The following is a 17180-nucleotide window of genomic DNA, read 5'->3' as shown; positions in this document are numbered from 1 at the left end:
TGCCAGTACTACCGTACACATCACGTGACACGAGCCCGTCTGATCCGTCCGTAGCGCACTCGTCGCGTGCGTGGCGTTATTGAACGATGAACGATGTTTCGTCTCCGTAGAATCGTACACCAGTGCTGGTCAACACGGGTCCCGCCCCTCTCGACGTGAGTTCGGGACGGGTCCGGTGACGACCCGTGCTGACGGGTCGTCCTCCAGGGTTCGTTACAACGATACTCGCGTCACGAGATCGTGGGGTCGGTCGAGCGTTCGCGCCGTCGATGTCCGACTCGTCGAAACGAGTGAATAGATATAATTGTATATTTTTGCCGTCTCGTTCTCCGCTCCGTAGTCGAAGCTCTCGACACGGTCGACGGGTCGCCGATCTCCCGACGGTTTCTCGTCTCTTCGGGGCGATCGACCACGATGTGTCGACTTTGGTCGGCGACCCGGCACTACTCTCGAGAAAGACACGAATCGACACCGAAAACGTCGAAGACGAGACGAAAACCGCGTGAGACCCGGATATCGCGCCCTCTACCCCGAACGGAGACCGCGAACTCTGCTCGCGTGGTCTCCCGAGTTGGTGACTCAACGTAAGTACAAGTTATTTTGTTCCGACCGTGGACCTGACTCGACCGTGTGGCCCGACATCACACAGTCCGGGTCGATCACGTCCACGGTGGTGACGAGACACTACTATTAGCCGGGGAACGACAACTCTGACCGATGAAAATCGACCGCGGGTTCACCCGCTCGCGTGCTCTCGCCGTCGCCGTCCACGTCCTCCTGACGCTCGCGCTCCTCGTCGTCGGCAGACGCCGCGAGGAACGCGCGACCGCGGCGGCGGTGGACCGACTCCTCGGCTCCGCTCGTGGCCGTCCGCTTCCGGCGAGATCCCCCGACGCGTTCGACGGCTTGCCCGACCCAGTCCGACGCTACTTCGAGACGGTACTCCCGGCGGATCCGCTGGAGAGACCGGCGGTTCGCGTCGAGCAGCGGGGCGAGCTCCGTCTCGGTCCCGACTCTTCGTGGACCGGGTTCGCGGCGACGCACCACGCGACGACCCGTCGACCGGGGTTCGTCTGGGACGCGACGGTCGACCTCGCCCCCGCCGTGTCGGTCCGCGTCCGCGACGGCTACGTCGACGGTGGCGGCTCGGCTCGGGTCGCCCTGTTCGGCGCGCTGCCGGTCGACGGGGCGACGCCGAGTCCGGAACTGAACGAGGCGGCACTCCAGCGGTACCTCGCCGAGGCGGTCTGGTACCCTCAGGCGCTCCTGCCCGAACACGGGGTGTCGTGGGAGCCGATCGACGACCGAACCGCGCGGGCGACGCTTGCGCACGGCGGGACGACGGCGTCGCTCACGTTCCACTTCTCCCCCGAGAACGAGGTCGAACGGGTCCACGCGACGGCCCGGAACAGGCGCGTCGGCGACGGGTACGAGCCGACACCGTGGACAGGCCTGTGGCGTGACTACGAGGTCCGCGACGGCGCACCGATCCCGACCGCAGGCGAGGTCGTGTGGCACCTGCCCGACAACGACTTCCACGCCTGGCGCGGGCGCGTGACCGAGATCGAGTCGCTGTCGTAGCCGACCGGCTGGCGGGTTCGATCCGACAGCCGTTTACCGTCGCCACGACGACGGTGACGCATGTCGATGCGCGTGACGTTTCTCGGGACCAGCGCGGCCGTGCCGACGACCGAGCGGGCCCCCTCGGCGCTGGTCTGCAACCGCGCGGGCGAGCGGTTCCTCTTCGACTGCGGCGAGGGGACCCAGCGACAGATGATGCGGTTCGGGACGGGCTTCGCCGTCTCGCACCTGTTCGTCACGCATCTCCACGGCGATCACGTCCTCGGCATTCCGGGACTGGTCCAGACGTGGGACTTCAACGATCGGGAGGAGCCGCTGGCGATCCACGCCCCGCCGGGATCGCGCCGGCACATCGAGTCACTGCTCCACGCGGGCGGTCACCAGCCCGGCTTTCCGATCCGCGTCAACGAGGTCTCTCCGGGTGCCGTCGCGCTCGATGGCGACGGCTTCGAGATCTGCGCGTTCGCCACCGAACACCGCACTCGCTCCGTCGGGTGGGCGCTCGTTGAGGAGGACCGTCGTGGGCGGTTCGACCGTGAGCGTGCCGAGGAGCTGGGGGTCCCCGTCGGCCCGAAGTTCGGGCAACTCCACGACGGCAACCCGGTCGAACTCGACGACGGCCGCGTCGTCGAGCCCGAGCAGGTCGTCGGCGACCCCCGACCCGGGCGGCGGCTGGTGTACACCGGCGACACTCGTCCGGTGTCGGCGACCGAGGAGATCGCCGCGGGCGCGGATCTGTTGATCCACGAGGCGACGTTCGCGAGCGACGAGGCCGACCGGGCGCGGTCGACCGGACACACGACGGCGCGCGAGGCGGGACGGCTCGCCCGCCGTGCCGGCGTGAAACGGCTCGCGCTGACGCACATCTCCTCGCGTTACGCGGGTGACGCCTCCGAGATCGCCCGGGAGGCCGCGGCGGCGTTCGACGGCGAGTCGGTCGTCGCCCACGACGGGCTCGAGATCGAGGTACCGTTCCCCGAGGCGTGATCGTACGGCTCGCTCACGGGCACGTCGCTCGGTGTCGGCGGTCGCGTCGTCCCCGCCGACGGGTCGATCCGGTAGTCAGTCGTTCCGGTCGACCCACGACAGCAGCGAGCGGGTGCGCCGCGCCAGCCCCCGCCCGTCGCGGGTGAGTTCGTACTCCACTCGTGGCGGGACCTCGTCGTAGCGGGTCCGTTCGAGGATCCCCGCGTCGACGAGGGAACCGAGTCGCGTCGACAGCGTCGACGTGCTCGCGTCCGGGAGGTGCGACTCGAACTCCGAGAACCGGGCCGAGCCGTGCGCGTCGACGATGCAGACGAGCTGCATCGTGTACTTGCTCGCCAGCACGTCCATCAGGTCGGTGTCGGGGCAGACGCATCGAGAGCGCGAACACGTTGTCATTGGTAATTCGACCGTCTTCGTCCAATGCTTCGAAGTCCAGACTACAATAACTTTGGCCTCCGAAGTATCAGGCATGGCGACTCTCTGCTCGTCCAGACGCTCCGGTCGCTCCACCCGTCCATACCCTCTCTCGTCCCGTGAGACGGTGCCGACAGTCGGCGTGGAGTATATATCGGCCACGTCCCTACCCCCTGGTGTGAACGACCGGACGAGCGCGCTCGACTCGCTCGTGTTCGGCGTCGACATCCAGAGCGGCGACGTCCGCGGGGACGCACCGTCGTACGCTGTCGTCGCCTTCGACGGCGAGCGGGTCGACCGCGATGTCGTGTCGTACCGCAAGCTCCGGCGGCTGATCGACCGGGAGACCCCCGCGATCGTCGCCACCGACAACATGTACGAGCTCGCGGCCGACAAGGACGAGCTGGTGGCCTTCCTGCGCTCGCTCCCGAGCGAGACGAAGCTCGTGCAGGTGACGGGTGCCGAACGGCCCGAACCCCTCTCGCGGGTGGCGTCGCGACACGGCGTCCCCTACGGCAAGAAGCCGATGGAGGAGGCCGAGGCCGCCGCCCGGCTCGCCGCCGCCAACGTCGGCTACGAGGTGTCGGCGTTCGAGAATACCACCACGGTGAAGGTGTCACGGGGGCGCTCTACGGGGAAGGGTGGGTGGAGCGCCGACCGCTACACGCGGCGCATCCACGGGTCGGTCAAGCGGACGGCCAGACAGGTCGAATCGAAGCTCACGGAGGCCGGGCTCGTCTACGAGCGTGAGGTCACCGAGAAGTACGGCGGCTACGCCAACGCCGTCTTCACCGTCGAGGCCCCGCCCGGGGACATTCCGGTGTCGGCGCGGCGGTCGGGCGACACCCGTGTCGAGGTCGAACGACAGCGGCGCGACGGCATCGAGTTCGAACCCCTCGTCAAACGGCGCGACCACGTCATCGTCGGTATCGACCCCGGAACGACGACGGCCGCCGCCGTGGTGGGGCTCGACGGCTCCGCGCTCGACGTCTTCTCCACGCGGACCGAGGACACCGCGGGCGTCATCGAGTGGCTCATCGAGCGGGGACGCCCCCTGCTGGTGGCCGCGGACGTGACGCCGATACCCGAGACCGTCGAGAAGTTCCGCCGGAGCTTCGACGCCGCCGGGTGGACGCCTCCGAAGGACCTCCCGGTCGACGAGAAACTCCACCGCACGCGCGACGTCGACTACGACAACGACCACGAGCGCGACGCGCTGGCGGCGGCGCTGTTCGCGTTCGACGACCACGAGGACCAGTTCGACCGTATCTCCCGGAAAGTGCCCCCGGACGTCGACCGCGGGACCGTCATCTCGCGCGTGCTGGGGAATGAGGAGAGCGTCGAGAGCGTCCTCCGCGACCTCACACAGGACGACCAGGAACCCGAGGAGGAACACGAACACACCGAGCGCGAACTCACCGAGGAGGAGAAGGAGCTCCGTCGGCTCCGCGACCGGGCCCAGCGCTTGGAGTCGCTCGTCGACGACCTCGAATCGACGGTCGAAGAGCAGTCCGAGACGATCGAGGAGTACCGCGAGGAGCTCTCCGAGGCGCGCCGACAGGAACGCCGCGAGGCGCGAGAGCGCCAGGAGGTCTCCCGGCTCGAACGCGAGAAGAGCCGGCTGGAGCGCGAGCTCGCGAAGGTGCGCGAGCGGAGCGAGGAACTCGACGGGAAGCTCGAACGGCTGAAGACGCTGTGGAAGCTCGACCACTCGAACTTCGCGGACGTCAACACCGACCGGAACCTCGTCCCGGTGAAGGTGGTCGAGCAGTTCACCCGCGACGCCATCGATCGAACGGTCGAGCAGTACGGCATCGCCGCGGGCGACGTGGTCTACCTCCGCGACGCCTCGGGGGCGGGACGGTCGACGGCCGAACGCCTCGCCGACCTCGATCCCCGCGTGGTGCTCAGACGGGGTGGTCTCTCGGAGGTCGCCGATCAGGTGCTGTTCGATCACGAGATCCCGGTCGCGCCTGCCGACGACGTCACGGTCCAGGAGGTGGACGAACTCGCCGTCGCCCGCGAGTCCGAGGTCGAGGACGCGATCGAGGACTGGGAGGTACGGGCCGAGGAACGCCGGCGGGAACAGAAGGAGAGCATGGTCGACCAGATCATCTCCGAACACCGTGCGGAGTCGCGGGCGGAGAGCCGGGAGTGAGAGCGGGGCCAGTCCGCGTCGTGCGGCACGCACAGGAGTGAGCGGTGCGGCTCACCCACTCGACGCCACGTCCCGGCGGCCACGCACGAGCAGCAGGTACACGAGGGCACCGACGAACGGGACGAGGAACGTGACGACGGTCCACGCGACCGCGTAGTCGTTGCCGGCGCTCCGTGCGTCGAGGTAGACCCACCCCGGGAGGACGACGTGGGCGACGAGGAAGTAGAGGATGAATCCGGCCAGCCGCGCGAGGAGCGAGAGGTCGCCGACGGCGACCCACATGGCGACCAGCGGGACGCTGACGAAGACGAAGAAGCCGACGAACAGGGCGACCGGGGAGCGAAGCGAGGCCATCGTCTCGTCCGGAGCTATCGGCGCGGCGGGAATCAGGCTGTCGGTCGCCGCTCGTCACGGCTGGCCGCGTCTCTCCCGGTTTCCCCGTCTCCGCGACCGAACGCTTCCAGAAGTCATATGCCACACCGTCGGCTCCCCACGTGTATGGACGCCTACGAGCTGATCGCCCGGAACACGGCCGAGGTGGTCACCGAGGAGGAGGTACGCGCGCTGAGCGACGACCCCGAGGGCAAGCGGGCGTACGTCGGCTACGAACCCTCCGGCGTCCTCCACATCGGACACATGCTCACGGCGAACAAGCTCATCGACCTCCAGGAGGCGGGGTTCGAGATCGTGGTCCTCCTGGCGGACGTCCACGCGTACCTCAACGACAAGGGGACGTTCGCGGAGATCCGCGAGACCGCCGAACGGATGCAGGAGCAGTTCGTCGCCTACGGGCTCGACGAGTCGCGGACGGAGTTCGTGCTGGGGTCGGAGTACCAGCTGGACGAGGAGTACGTGCTCGACCTGCACGCGCTCGAACTGGAGACGACGGTGGCGCGGGCCCAGCGGGCGATGGCGGAGATCCAGCGGGGCGAGCACGCGAAGGTGTCACAGATGGTCTACCCGCTGATGCAGGCGCTCGACATCGAATACCTCGATCTCGACCTCGCCGTCGGCGGCCTCGACCAGCGGAAGGTGCACATGCTCGCCCGCGAGGAGTTGCCCTCGGTCGGCTACGACTCCCGACCGGCGCTCCACACGCCCATCCTCGCGGATCTCACCACGGGCGTCGGCAAGATGTCCTCCTCGGAGGGCGTCACCATCTCGATGGAGGACTCGCGCGAGGACCTCGACGAGAAGGTCAACGCCGCGTACTGCCCGCCGACGGCCGACCCGGAACCCGACGACGACGGCAACGAGCGCGAGAACCCCGTGCTCCAGATCTTCCGGTACCACGTTTTCCCGCGGTTCGAGACGGTCGTGGTCGAGCGCCCCGAACAGTACGGTGGCGATCTGACGTACGACGCCTACGCGGCCCTTGAGGCGGATCTCGACTCGGGTGAGCTCCACCCGGCGGACGCGAAAAGTGCGCTGGCCGGCTACCTCGACGACCTGATCGCGCCCGGACGCGCGGTACTCTGAGCACGCGGCGTCTCAAGGGCGGATCCGGTCCCCCCGACCTTCGGCGGAGTAGACGAATCCGCCACCGGTAGTCTTCCGTCTCTCTCCGCCACACTGTCCGAAGAAACCGCTGTCTCCGGCGATTTCGGCGACAGTTCGCCGACCGCGGGGTCCGCGGGCGTCCGTCAGTAGACGACGCCACCGTCAGTAGACGTCGTTCCCCGTCGTCTCGCGCGACCGTCGCACGCCGGTCGCGAGCGTGGCGAGGACTCCGAGGACCCAGCCCGTCGGGACCGCCAGAAGGAACCACATCCCAACGTACGCCAGCCCCTGCAGCTCGAACGACGCCCGGATGAACGCGGCGAGGCCACCGACTGCGAGGACGTTGTTCAGCAGCCAGATGGCGAGCGATTCCGAGCTGGGGAAGACGACGGACGCCAGCGTCGGCGAGTACAGCGACGCGACCACCGGCGGGAGGAGGATGGCTGTCACCCCCAGTGGATAGCCGAGGAGGACCGTCGAGGCCCGTCCCCCCCGTCGGGCGACCTGCATCGCGAGGACCGCCGACGCGGTCGCGACGACGCCCGCGATGCCGACCGCGACGAACCCCTCGAACCCGATCGCGGAGAGGTACGTCACCGCGGTGAGTGCGCCCCAGACGACAAGCGAGAGGAGCGCGACCCCGACGAAGCCGAGGCTCGCCGAGAGACGGTCGAGCCGCCGTGCGTAGTACCGGGTGGCGAGACCGAGGACGAAGAGCGGGTACGCCACGCCGAGAACCAGCCCGCCCATCACGGCCCAGAGCCGGAAGAGCACGGCACCGCCTGCGGTCTCCGGTCCACGGCGTTCGACCACGGAGTAGTCGCCGGCGAAGCCGTCCGCGAAGAGCAGGCTCATCCACGCCGCGTGGAGCCACGCCAGGTCGACGCGCATGGCTCTGACCGCGTTCGCGAGCCGTGGAGAGATCCCTCCGGTCGTCCGTTGCCACTCCTCGTCGATCGGGTTGTTCATGAGGGCTGAGTCATGCCGAAGCGCCATCCCCCGTCGGTGGGCGTGGGCTGGTGTTCGAGCGCCAGTTCCTGCATCGCGTCGATCCGGGGGACGTCCGTCACGTTCGAGAACAGGACGACTCCGGTGAGCGTCGCCGAACCGTCGTGTGGCTCGTCGCCGGCCATCACGTCGACGATGTCGGCCTCCCGTTCGAGCCAGTACCGACCGCTCTCGAACCCCTTGCGCGACAGCGTCCCCGGCGGGCCCGAGAGGACGATCAACGCCCGGTCGGCGCTCGCCATCTCACACGGGAGCGTCAACTTCGATCGAGCCGCCCGGCGGACGAGACCGTTGATCCGCGCCGCGTCGGTCGCTTCGTCGTCGTCGGTCGCCTCGTCGCCCGTCCAGGGCAAGAGTTCGCGGAGCGTGCGGAGCCACCCCGTGAGACCGCCGCTCGACGGCAGATCGATCGAGGCGTAGCCGATCGACGAGACGCCGCCCGTGTCGAGCATCCGCATGATGTCGCTGGGGTCCAGCTGCGTCTCGGAGGTGACGGCCCCCTCCATCCCACCCGCCGCGAACAGGGCGACGAGCCGCTCCGCCAGTTCGACGTTCGCACGCCCGTACGCCTCCATCAGCCGGTCGTCGTCGACTTCGGTTCCATCCGTTTCGCGGGCTTCGCCGGGTTCGCCGGCTCCATCGGTGGCAACCGTCGCGTCGGCCGCGTCTCCGGCGACGGTCTCTTCGGCCTCGACCACGTCGTCGAGGCCGTCCACGTCCTCGGCGTCGGTCGCCGACACCCGCCACGGATCGTCGGGGAGCCACGTGTCGTTGTCGAAGAGGATGACGTTGTCCGCCCTGTCGACGAACGACTGGAGCGACCGGGCGGCGGTCAGTGCCGGCCGTGGTCCCTCCGACGCGCCGGGGAGGACGCCCACGGCGTACACCGGCACGTCACAGATCGATTTCAGCTGGTCGATCACGACCGATCCCGCGCCGCCACCGGTGCCGCCGCCGAGCCCGGCGATCACCAGGACTCCGTCGATCCGCTGGAAGTCGATCAGGTCGAACGCACGGTTGATCTCGTTCCGCTCCTCGCGTGCGATGTCGGCCCCCAGGTCGGGGTCGCCGTCGACGTCGATCTCGTCGACCTCCCAGTAGGCGTCGCCGATGGTCAGTCGCCGCTCCTCGGGGACGTGCTCGGTCGTGTCGAACGTCGGCGCCGTCGAGTTGACGAGCAGCGCGTCGCCACCACAGAGCGTCCGGTTCGACGCCTTCTCCGTCGCCAGGATCCGGTTGACGACCCGGCTGCCGGCGTTGCCGACGCCGACGGCTGCGAGCTTCATGCGCTCTCTCCCTGTGGGGTGGACGCGCGTCCACGGGTGGCGGGGGTCACGGTCAGATGACCGGATCGATCTTGCCCTGTTCGTCCGTGATCAGCTCGGCGATCTCCTCCTCGCGCACGGCGTCCTGTTCGGCGATCTTGTCCTGGGCGTCGACCGCCTGTTCCTGGATCGACTTGATCCGGGGCGTCTCGGTGACGTTCGAGAGCAACACCACCGCCGAGAGGGCGGAGGCGTTCTCCCGCGGGTCGTCGCCGGCCAGCACGTCAACCGTGTCGACCTCGCTCTCGATCCACTCGCGGGCGCTCTCGAGGCCCTTCCGGGAGAACTCCGACGGTGGGCCCGAGATGACGATCAGTGCGCGGTCGGCGCTCGACGCGTCACACGGCAGGGTGAGCCGGGAGTTGACGGCCCGGCGAACGAGGCCGTTGATCTTCGCCGCGGCACTCCCGCTGTCTTCGATCTCGTAATCCTCGCGGAACCGCGTCAGGAAGCCGTCGTCCTTCCCATCGACCGAGGTCGACGCGTAGCCGATCGAGGAGATCCCGTTGGTGTCGAGCGTCCGGATGATGTCGCTCGCGTCCATCACGTTCTCCGCGACGGTCGGCTCGTCGTACTCGCCGGCGCCGAGGAGGGTGACGATCCGGGTCGCCAGCTCGCGGTTCATGCCGTCGTACCCCTCGCCGACCGTCTGGTCCTTCGAGCGCCACGCGTCGTTGTCGAACGCGATGAAGTTGTCCGTGTTGTTGACGAACGACTGGAGCGAGCGGGCGGCGTTCAGCGCCGGACGACCGCCCTCGTACTTCCCGGGGAGGATCCCGAGCCCGTACACCGGCTCGTCGTACATCTTCTGCAGTTCGCTGATGACGACCGGGGCTGCACCGCTCCCGGTGCCGCCGCCGAGCGACGCGCAGACGAGGATCGCGTCGACCTCGTGGATGTCCACGTCGTCGAACGCGCGCCGGATCTCGTCGATGTCGTTCTTGGCGACCTCTGCGCCGACCTCGACGTCGCCGCCGACGCCGTGACCCTTCGCCTTCTGGTGGGTGTCGCCGATCAGGATCCGTTTGTCCTCCGGGATGTGGTCCGGTTTGCTCAGGTCCGTCCGTGCGGTGTTGATCACCATCACGTGCCGGCAGAGGTTTCGGTCAGTGAGCGATTCGAACTCGACCATCTTGTCGACGATCTTGCTGCCTGCGTTGCCGATGCCGATTGTTCCTAACTTCATAATTTGTGTTCCCGAGTGGGTTCTGGCTCACGGGGCGGCTCGTTCGGACGGGTCCGGTCGATCGGTCGCTTCGCGGGTCGACCGCCGACTCGAATCCGCCCCACTGGTGACATTCTGGAGACGGATACAGTTTATAGCTATGTGTGCGGTTTTCAAACGTGATAGCTGTCGTCACGACGATCGCGTGTCGTGGTCGCTCTTGGGGGGGCTACGGGGGAGCACGAGCCGCACGACGGACGATCCGCGGTTTTAAACCGGATGATGACCAACCTCCGGATATGGCGAGAGACGGAGACGAGACGCGACGCGACCTCCGCATGCCCGACGACGACGAGGTGTTCGCTGTCGTGACCGACATGCTGGGCGCCAACCGGGTGAAGGTCCGCTGTGCGGACGGCGTCGAGCGCACCGCCCGTATCCCGGGTCGGATGCAGAAGCGTATCTGGATCCGCGAGGACGACGTCGTGCTCGTCGAGCCGTGGGACTGGCAGGACGAGAAGGGGGACATCACCTGGCGCTACGAAAAGAGCGAGGCGGACCAGCTGCGCGAAGAAGGGCACATCGCCTGAAGAGGAGAGGGTTTTCGATGGTGTGTCGGACGCGGAGCGACGGCTCCGACGAACGCTCGACGCCGATTCGTGTAGCCCGACGTGCGGAAACGTTATGACTCAAAAATAACACGTATAGTCCGATGTCAGCCAGCCCGGACTGACTTCCGACGCTTGACGCCGGGGCCGCCGCCGACGCGATCGGCGACGGATTCCGGAAACTGACCGAGAGCGGAGCGTTCGAAGCGGTCACGGGAGTCGCCATGGCGGACCCGACGGTTCTCGTCGGCGGCGCAGTCATCGGAACGCTTGCGAAGACCGAACTCGTCGAGTACGGCCGGAAGGCGGACAGGCGCCTCACACAGTACATCGAGGAGACGGACGGGGATGAACACGCGTATCGCGTGAGACTCGCGAAGGGAATCAGCCACTTCCTCCCGGGGGGATTCGGCGACGCCGCGATCGACGCGGCAAGGGGCAACCCCGACTGTTTCCGGCGGCAGATGGACGAGTACTACGCCGGCGAGGGGCGGAGCGAACTGGAGGACGCCGTCGGAACCACACCGCTCTACGCGGGACAGCCCCGTAGCCTAACCCGGTCGGGAGCGTACGGAGAGTATGAGCACCGCGCAGGACCTCCACGACATCCTCGCCGAGGGGGACGAACTCACCATCGTCTGTCACAACAACCCCGACCCGGACTGCCTCGCGAGCGCGCTCGCGCTGGGTCGGATCGCGGCGGTCGCCGGTATCGACGAGCGGCGCATCCTCTACAGCGGCGACATCTCCCACCAGCAGAACCGGGCGTTCGTCAACCTGCTCGACATCGACCTCAGACAGTTCGACGCGGACATCATTGAGGACCGGCCGCCGGACTCACTGCTGGCGTTCGTCGACCACTCGATCCCGGGCGCGAACAACCGGGTTCCGGAGGGAACGGCGCTGGACATCGTGATCGATCACCACCCCGCCGAGGACGTCACCGCCCGGTTCGTCGACCACCGGACGGAGATGGGGGCCGCCGCGACGATGCTCACGGAGCACGTTCGGGCACTCGACGTCGACGTCGACGACACGCTCGCGACGGCGTTGCTCTTCGCGATCCGGAGCGAGACGCTCGGCTTCCTCCGCGGGGCGACCCGCGCGGAGTACGACGCGGCGGGCTACCTCCACCCGCGGGCAGACCGGGAACTCCTCCGGCAGATCTCGACCCCGTCGGTCACCGGTGAGACCCTCGACGCGATCGCGACGGCGATCGAGAACCGCACGACGAAGGGGTCGGTGCTCGTCTCGTACGTCGGCCGGACGACCGAGCGGGACGCGCTCCCGCAGGCGGCCGACTACCTCGCGACGCTGGAGGGCGTCGATACGGCCATCGTCTTCGGCATCGTCCACGACTCGATACATCTGAGTGCCCGGTCGCCGGATCCGCGCATCCACGCCGGCGACGTGCTCAGGAAAGCGTTCGAGGACGTCGGGAGTGCGGGCGGTCACCACGACGTGGCTGGCGGCGAGATCCCGCTCGGCATCTTCGCCGACTACACGACCGACGACGCGGGGTTGCTCTCCATCATCGAACAGGTCATCACCGCCCGTCTCTTCGCTCAGCTCAACCTCACCGGCGATCCGGACGGGTAGCCCCTCGCGGATGTCGCACGGACTGTCGTGCGTCCGCGATTCGCTCATCAGCGACCGTCGCCCGTCGACACCGCATCCACCCGATCCGGAGTCGGCGAGTGTCGGTACGTCGGACAACCGCCCGGCCGACGACCCACCCGGATTCCGCGACGCATCCAGACCGTGGCATCGATACCCACCCTTTTCACCCACGGCCACCTACACCGAACCTAGATGACAGAGGAGTTCGGCCTGATCGAACCCGAGGAGGGCGACGGCGATACGTTCGGCGACGAGTGGGAGGAGATCGACGTCTCCGACACCGACGCCGACCGCATCGCCCGCAAACGGGATCGGGAGTTCGACGAGTTCCGCAAACGGCTGAAGGACGCCGACCAGTTCAAGGTCGAGCAGTCGGTGTTCGACGACGCCACCTTCGCCGCCATCTACAAACTCGTCCAGGACGGACACATCGAGGCGTTCGGGGGGCCCATCTCGACCGGGAAGGAAGCGAACGTCTACGAGGCCCTCGGCGAAGACGGCGACATCGCCGTCAAGATCTACCGCATCAACGCCTCGGACTTCCAGCACATGCGCGACTACCTCGACGGCGACCCGCGGTTCGAGGGGATCGGCAACGACAAGGCCAAGATCGTGCTGGCGTGGACGCGCAAGGAGTTCGCCAACCTCGAACGGGCGCGGGCGGCGGGCGTGCGCGTCCCGAAACCGATCGCCGTCGAGCGGAACGTGCTCGTGATGGAGCTCGTCGGCCTCGTCGAGGAGCGCGCCCGCCGCCTCGCCGAGGTCAGGGTCGAGAACCCCGAGACGGCGTACGAGGTCGTCCGCGAGTACATGCGACGGCTCCACGGGGCGGGGCTGGTCCACGGCGACCTCTCCGAGTACAACCTCATCATCCACGACGGCGAACTCGTGGTGATCGACCTCGGTCAGGCCGTGACAGTCCACCACCGCAACGCCGACGACTTCCTCAGGCGCGACTGCAGAAACGTGGCGACGTTCTTCACCAGACAGGGGCTCGAGACCGACCCCGAGGCGCTCTACGACTACGTGACGGCCGAGACGGAGTGACCACCACGGTCGCCCGTCGCTGTCGTCTCCGCCACGAGTCACCGCTGTCGTCTCCGCCACGAGCCGTCATCTCAGCCCCGTAGACTGTCGGTGCCGCCGCAACTAGGGCTATGTCGTCGACACCCGTACCTGAACAGACATGACCGAGGAGAGACGAAGCCGTGTCGCCGTCGCCTGTCAGGGCGGCGGGAGCCACACGGCGTTCACCGCGGGGGTGCTCGATCGCCTGCTGTCCGACCCGGATCCGGCGCACGAGATCGTCGCGCTGACCGGGACGTCGGGCGGTGCGATCTGTGCGTTCCTCGCGTGGTACGGCCTCGCGAACACCGCCGACGAACCGGCGGGACGAGCACGGGCACGAAAACTCCTCGATCAGGTGTGGCACGACGTCGCGGCGGGTGATCCGGTCACGGCGGCGGCGAACCGGGCGGGTGTCTGGTGGGCACGGGCCCGCGACAGCGGCGCTCCCTTGCCGCAGGTCAGCCCCTACGCCTCGGGCGCGTCGGTGTGGACCGAGCGGTACCTCCGGTCGGCACTCGAGCGGGCGGTCCCACCTGACGAACTCGCCCGGGTCGTCGACGCACAACAGGACGAACCGACCGGTCCCACCCTCCACATCGGTGCCGTCGACGTCACTCGCGGGACGTTCCGGACGTTCACGGAGCGCGACGTGACCATCGACGCCGTGCTGGCGTCGGCGGCGGTGCCGACCGTGTTCAGAGCCGCGACGGTCGAAGACGACGGCGAGACGCGGCAGTACTGGGACGGGCTGTTCTCGCAGAACCCGCCGCTCCGTGACCTGCTCGCGGGTCGGTCGAGAGCCGAGAAACCGGAGGAGATCTGGCTCGTCCGAATCAACCCACAGCGACGCGACGACGTCCCGACCACCCTGGAGACGATCGGCGACCGCCGGAACGAACTCGGCGGAAACCTCTCGGTCTCCCAGGAGCTGGCGTTCATCAGGCGGGTCAACGAGTGGGTCGCCGACGGCTCCCTCCCGGAGCGATACCAGCAGGTGGCCGTGCGGACGATCGGCCTCGACGAGACGCGGCTCGACCCGCCGCGGTCGCTCGGGCCGGCCTCGAAGCTCGACTGTCGGCCGTCGTTCATCGAGGAACTGACGACCGCAGGACGGGCGGCGGCCGACCGCTTCCTCGCCGCCGAGCGGAACCGCCGGCTCGTCCGCGGCACCGTCGAGGCGGTGTGGACGGACAGCCCCGCGGCGAGCGCCTACCTCGCCGACGACTTCGTGCTCCACGCCGCCGGCGCACCGTCGGACCGCGGTCCGGCGGTGTACGACGCGTACGTCGATCGGTTCCGCGATGCGCTCGACGACCTCTCCGTGCGAATCGAGAGCGACGTCGCCGACGGCGACCGGGTGGCGCTCGTCTTCACCGTGAGCGGTAGACACGTCGGTCGTCTCTTCGGCGTCGATCCGACGGACGAGCGGGTCTCGCTCCGCGGCGTCCAGATCGCTCGGGTGTCGACGGACGACCGGGCAGACGCGCCCGACGTCGATGACACGATCGAAGTCGCCGAGGCGTGGGTCAGCGTCGACGACGCCGGGTTCGCGTGGGCACTCGACGACGCCGGCATCGTTGCCGACGCCGACGACGTTCCGGTCCCGAAGACGTCGCCGACGCCGGTGGTGGCCGACCTGCAGAGCACCGACGAGAGCCGGGCGCTCGGGATCGCCCACGCCGAGCGACTCTGGGGGGGTGCTGGTGGCGACGACGTCCGAGCCGTCGCCCGACGGCTTCTCGCCGCCGACCACGCCTTCCGACGGGCGGCGCACGACGTCGACGGACGCGACGCGTACGTGTCGGTCGTCGAATCGTACCGCGACGCGTTCCCGAACCTGCGGGTCACCGTCCGCGACGCCGTCGCCGAGGGCGACCGGATCGTCGTCAGGGCAGCGATGACCGGTACGCACGAGGGGACGTTCGAGGGGCTCGAACCGACGGGCCGGCGTGTCGAGGCACACTGGACGTTCGTCCACGAACTCGCCGACGGTCGCATCGCCACGACGGGTATGATCGACAACCACAGGTGGCTCCGCGAACAGCTGTCCGTGCGCCCGGTCTCACCCGTCCACGCCGTCGACGCGTCCACCGAACGGACGGGGTGACCCTCGACGGGACGCACCACGCTGACGGGAGGCCACCGACCGATCCGGGGTGCGCCGGCCCACGAAGGAACTCTTAAACCACTCCATCGGGTAGTTCGGCGTATGCAGCACGTGAAGGTGCCGCAGGACCGCATCGGTGTTCTCATCGGTGAAGGTGGCGAGACCATGCGCGAGATCGAACGCCGCGCCGAGGTCCGCCTCGACATCGACTCCGAGAGCGGGAGCGTCGCCGTCGACACCGTCGGCGACCCCGTCACCGGGCTGGTGGCACCCGACATCGTCCGCGCCGTCGGGCGGGGGTTCACCCCAGAGACGGCACTGTCGCTTCTCGACGACGACCTGCGCATGTTCGAACTCATCGATCTCGCGGACCAGACCCGGAACAAGAACGACCTCCAGCGACAGAAGGGCCGACTCATCGGCGAGAACGGGCGGACGAGAGAGCTGATGGAGGAGCTCACCGGGGCCGAGGTCGTCATCTACGGCTCGACGCTGGGGATCATCGGCCAGCCCGAGGAGGTCGAGGCGGTTCGCCGGGCGACGAAGATGATCCTCGACGGGGCACCCCACGGTGCGGTCTACTCGTTCCTCGAACGGAAACACAACGAACTCACCCGCGGGTTCGACGTCAAGTCGTAGCGTCGGGAGACGCGCGTCGCCGGCCTCCTGCCCCGCGTGCGGGCTCCTGATCAGTGACGCGGACACACCCCGCTCTCGGTGGTGTGGCTGGTTCGCTCGGCGCGGCCGCGGCGTTCGTGCCGTCGAGACTGGTCGGCTCCGTGCTCGGCCTCCCCGGAACACGTATGCTGTCCGACCGTCGACGGGACAGCGATGCCGACGGAGACGTTCACGACGGACGACGGCCGGGCCGTCCCGGCCGTGACGACCGCGGAGATGCGCGAGATCGATCGGATCGCGGTCGAGGAGGTCGGTCCCGAACTCCTCCAGATGATGGAGAACGCCGGCCGCACGCTCGCGTCGTTCGCCCGGGAACTCGCCGACGGCCCCGTCGTCATCCTCGCCGGCGACGGCGGGAACGGGGGAGGTGGTCTCTGTGCGGCACGTCACCTCGCGAACCACACGTTCGACGTGCGGGTGGCGCTCGATCGACCGAGCGCGGCGTTGACCGGCGCGGCGGCGACCCAGTACCGCACGCTCGAAGGGACCGACGCGACGCTCGTCGAGACCGACGTCGACGCCGCCGGCATCACCGAGGCGGGGGTCGTCGTCGACGCCGTCATCGGTTACGGCCTCGCGGGTGCGCCCCGGGGGCGGGCTACCGCCCGCATCGACGCCTGTAACGCCGCCGCCGCGCCCGTCCTCTCGCTCGACGTTCCCTCGGGCGTCGACGCGACCACGGGCGAGACGCCCGGCGCGGCGGTCGACGCAGACCACGTGCTGACGCTCGCACTGCCGAAGACCGGTCTCGCTGGCCTCGCCGGGCCCGTCGACGGTGCGCTCTGGCTCGCCGACATCGGCATCCCTCGCGAGGTGTTCAACCGTGCGGGCATCGACTACGTCCAGCCGTTCGCCGGACGGTCGCGGGTCCGGCTCCGGACGGGCTGACCCGTGTGGCCACGGAACAGGTATAAACACACCGTTTCGTGCTAGCAGTTATCGTGATACACCTCGTCCCCGT

General features: G+C 68.5%; 15 protein-coding genes. 10 read left to right on the top strand and 5 right to left on the bottom strand.

Features of this window, described 5'->3' with window-relative positions:
* Positions 1-717 precede the first annotated feature (717 nt).
* Positions 718-1581 (top strand): DUF6920 family protein, encoded by an 864-nt coding sequence (locus FZP69_RS19130; RefSeq protein WP_204960068.1) that lies wholly within the window; start codon positions 718-720, stop codon positions 1579-1581.
* 60 nt (positions 1582-1641) lie between these two features.
* Complete coding sequence (gene rnz / locus FZP69_RS19125) at positions 1642-2568, top strand: ribonuclease Z (RefSeq protein ID WP_152042951.1); 927 nt, start codon at positions 1642-1644, stop codon at positions 2566-2568.
* Positions 2569-2643: 75 nt separating this feature from the next.
* Here the strand turns inward: rnz and FZP69_RS19120 are convergent, their stop codons facing one another.
* Positions 2644-2964 carry a winged helix-turn-helix transcriptional regulator gene (locus tag FZP69_RS19120; RefSeq protein ID WP_152042950.1) on the bottom strand — a complete coding sequence of 107 codons (321 nt, stop codon included), beginning with the start codon at positions 2962-2964 and terminating at the stop codon, positions 2644-2646.
* Positions 2965-3160: 196 nt separating this feature from the next.
* Between FZP69_RS19120 and FZP69_RS19115 the strand changes: the two genes are divergently transcribed.
* The gene (locus FZP69_RS19115; protein ID WP_152042949.1) at positions 3161-5140 is read left to right on the top strand and encodes a DUF460 domain-containing protein; all 1980 of its coding nucleotides are present in this window, start codon (positions 3161-3163) and stop codon (positions 5138-5140) included.
* 51 nt (positions 5141-5191) lie between these two features.
* Here FZP69_RS19115 and FZP69_RS19110 read toward each other — a convergent pair whose 3' ends face one another.
* Positions 5192-5494 (bottom strand): PLDc N-terminal domain-containing protein, encoded by a 303-nt coding sequence (locus tag FZP69_RS19110; RefSeq protein WP_152042948.1) that lies wholly within the window; start codon positions 5492-5494, stop codon positions 5192-5194.
* A gap of 144 nt (positions 5495-5638) precedes the next feature.
* On the opposite strand from FZP69_RS19110, the gene FZP69_RS19105 reads away from it, so the two are divergent.
* Positions 5639-6619: a tyrosine--tRNA ligase gene (locus tag FZP69_RS19105; protein WP_152042947.1), complete on the top strand. Its 981-nt coding sequence runs from the start codon at positions 5639-5641 to the stop codon at positions 6617-6619.
* A 183-nt stretch (positions 6620-6802) separates the two neighbouring features.
* Here the strand turns inward: FZP69_RS19105 and FZP69_RS19100 are convergent, their stop codons facing one another.
* The 3 genes from FZP69_RS19100 to FZP69_RS19090 are packed head-to-tail and all read right to left on the bottom strand — an operon-like array spanning position 6803 to position 10159.
* A complete protein-coding gene (locus tag FZP69_RS19100) occupies positions 6803-7609 on the bottom strand; it encodes a hypothetical protein (protein WP_240137718.1) in 807 nt (268 codons plus the stop codon).
* The gene (locus FZP69_RS19095) at positions 7606-8934 is read right to left on the bottom strand and encodes a tubulin/FtsZ family protein (RefSeq protein ID WP_152042946.1); all 1329 of its coding nucleotides are present in this window, start codon (positions 8932-8934) and stop codon (positions 7606-7608) included. Before FZP69_RS19095 ends, FZP69_RS19100 begins: the two co-directional genes overlap by 4 nt.
* 52 nt (positions 8935-8986) lie before the next feature.
* A complete protein-coding gene (locus tag FZP69_RS19090; protein WP_152042945.1) occupies positions 8987-10159 on the bottom strand; it encodes a tubulin/FtsZ family protein in 1173 nt (390 codons plus the stop codon).
* Between the two features lie 278 nt (positions 10160-10437).
* Between FZP69_RS19090 and eif1A the strand changes: the two genes are divergently transcribed.
* The 6 genes from eif1A to FZP69_RS19060 all read left to right on the top strand — a co-directional run bounded on the left by eif1A (position 10438) and on the right by FZP69_RS19060 (position 17107).
* A complete protein-coding gene (eif1A, locus tag FZP69_RS19085; protein ID WP_152042944.1) occupies positions 10438-10728 on the top strand; it encodes a translation initiation factor eIF-1A in 291 nt (96 codons plus the stop codon).
* Positions 10729-11325: 597 nt separating this feature from the next.
* Positions 11326-12345, top strand: coding sequence for a DHH family phosphoesterase (locus FZP69_RS19080; RefSeq protein ID WP_152042943.1), 1020 nt, complete (start codon positions 11326-11328; stop codon positions 12343-12345).
* 213 nt (positions 12346-12558) lie between these two features.
* A complete protein-coding gene (rio1, locus tag FZP69_RS19075) occupies positions 12559-13413 on the top strand; it encodes a serine/threonine-protein kinase Rio1 (RefSeq protein WP_152042942.1) in 855 nt (284 codons plus the stop codon).
* 139 nt (positions 13414-13552) lie between these two features.
* Positions 13553-15541 carry an ester cyclase gene (locus FZP69_RS19070; RefSeq protein WP_152042941.1) on the top strand — a complete coding sequence of 663 codons (1989 nt, stop codon included), beginning with the start codon at positions 13553-13555 and terminating at the stop codon, positions 15539-15541.
* Positions 15542-15643: 102 nt separating this feature from the next.
* Positions 15644-16180, top strand: coding sequence for a KH domain-containing protein (locus tag FZP69_RS19065; RefSeq protein WP_152042940.1), 537 nt, complete (start codon positions 15644-15646; stop codon positions 16178-16180).
* A 192-nt stretch (positions 16181-16372) separates the two neighbouring features.
* Positions 16373-17107 carry an NAD(P)H-hydrate epimerase gene (locus tag FZP69_RS19060; RefSeq protein ID WP_204960066.1) on the top strand — a complete coding sequence of 245 codons (735 nt, stop codon included), beginning with the start codon at positions 16373-16375 and terminating at the stop codon, positions 17105-17107.
* Positions 17108-17180 lie beyond the last annotated feature (73 nt).

The organism is Salinigranum salinum (assembly GCF_009176545.1).
Taxonomy (GTDB): Archaea; Halobacteriota; Halobacteria; order Halobacteriales; family Haloferacaceae; genus Salinigranum; species Salinigranum salinum.
Note: the sequence above shows the minus strand (reverse complement) of the source record. Positions and strands in the feature narration are given on the sequence as shown.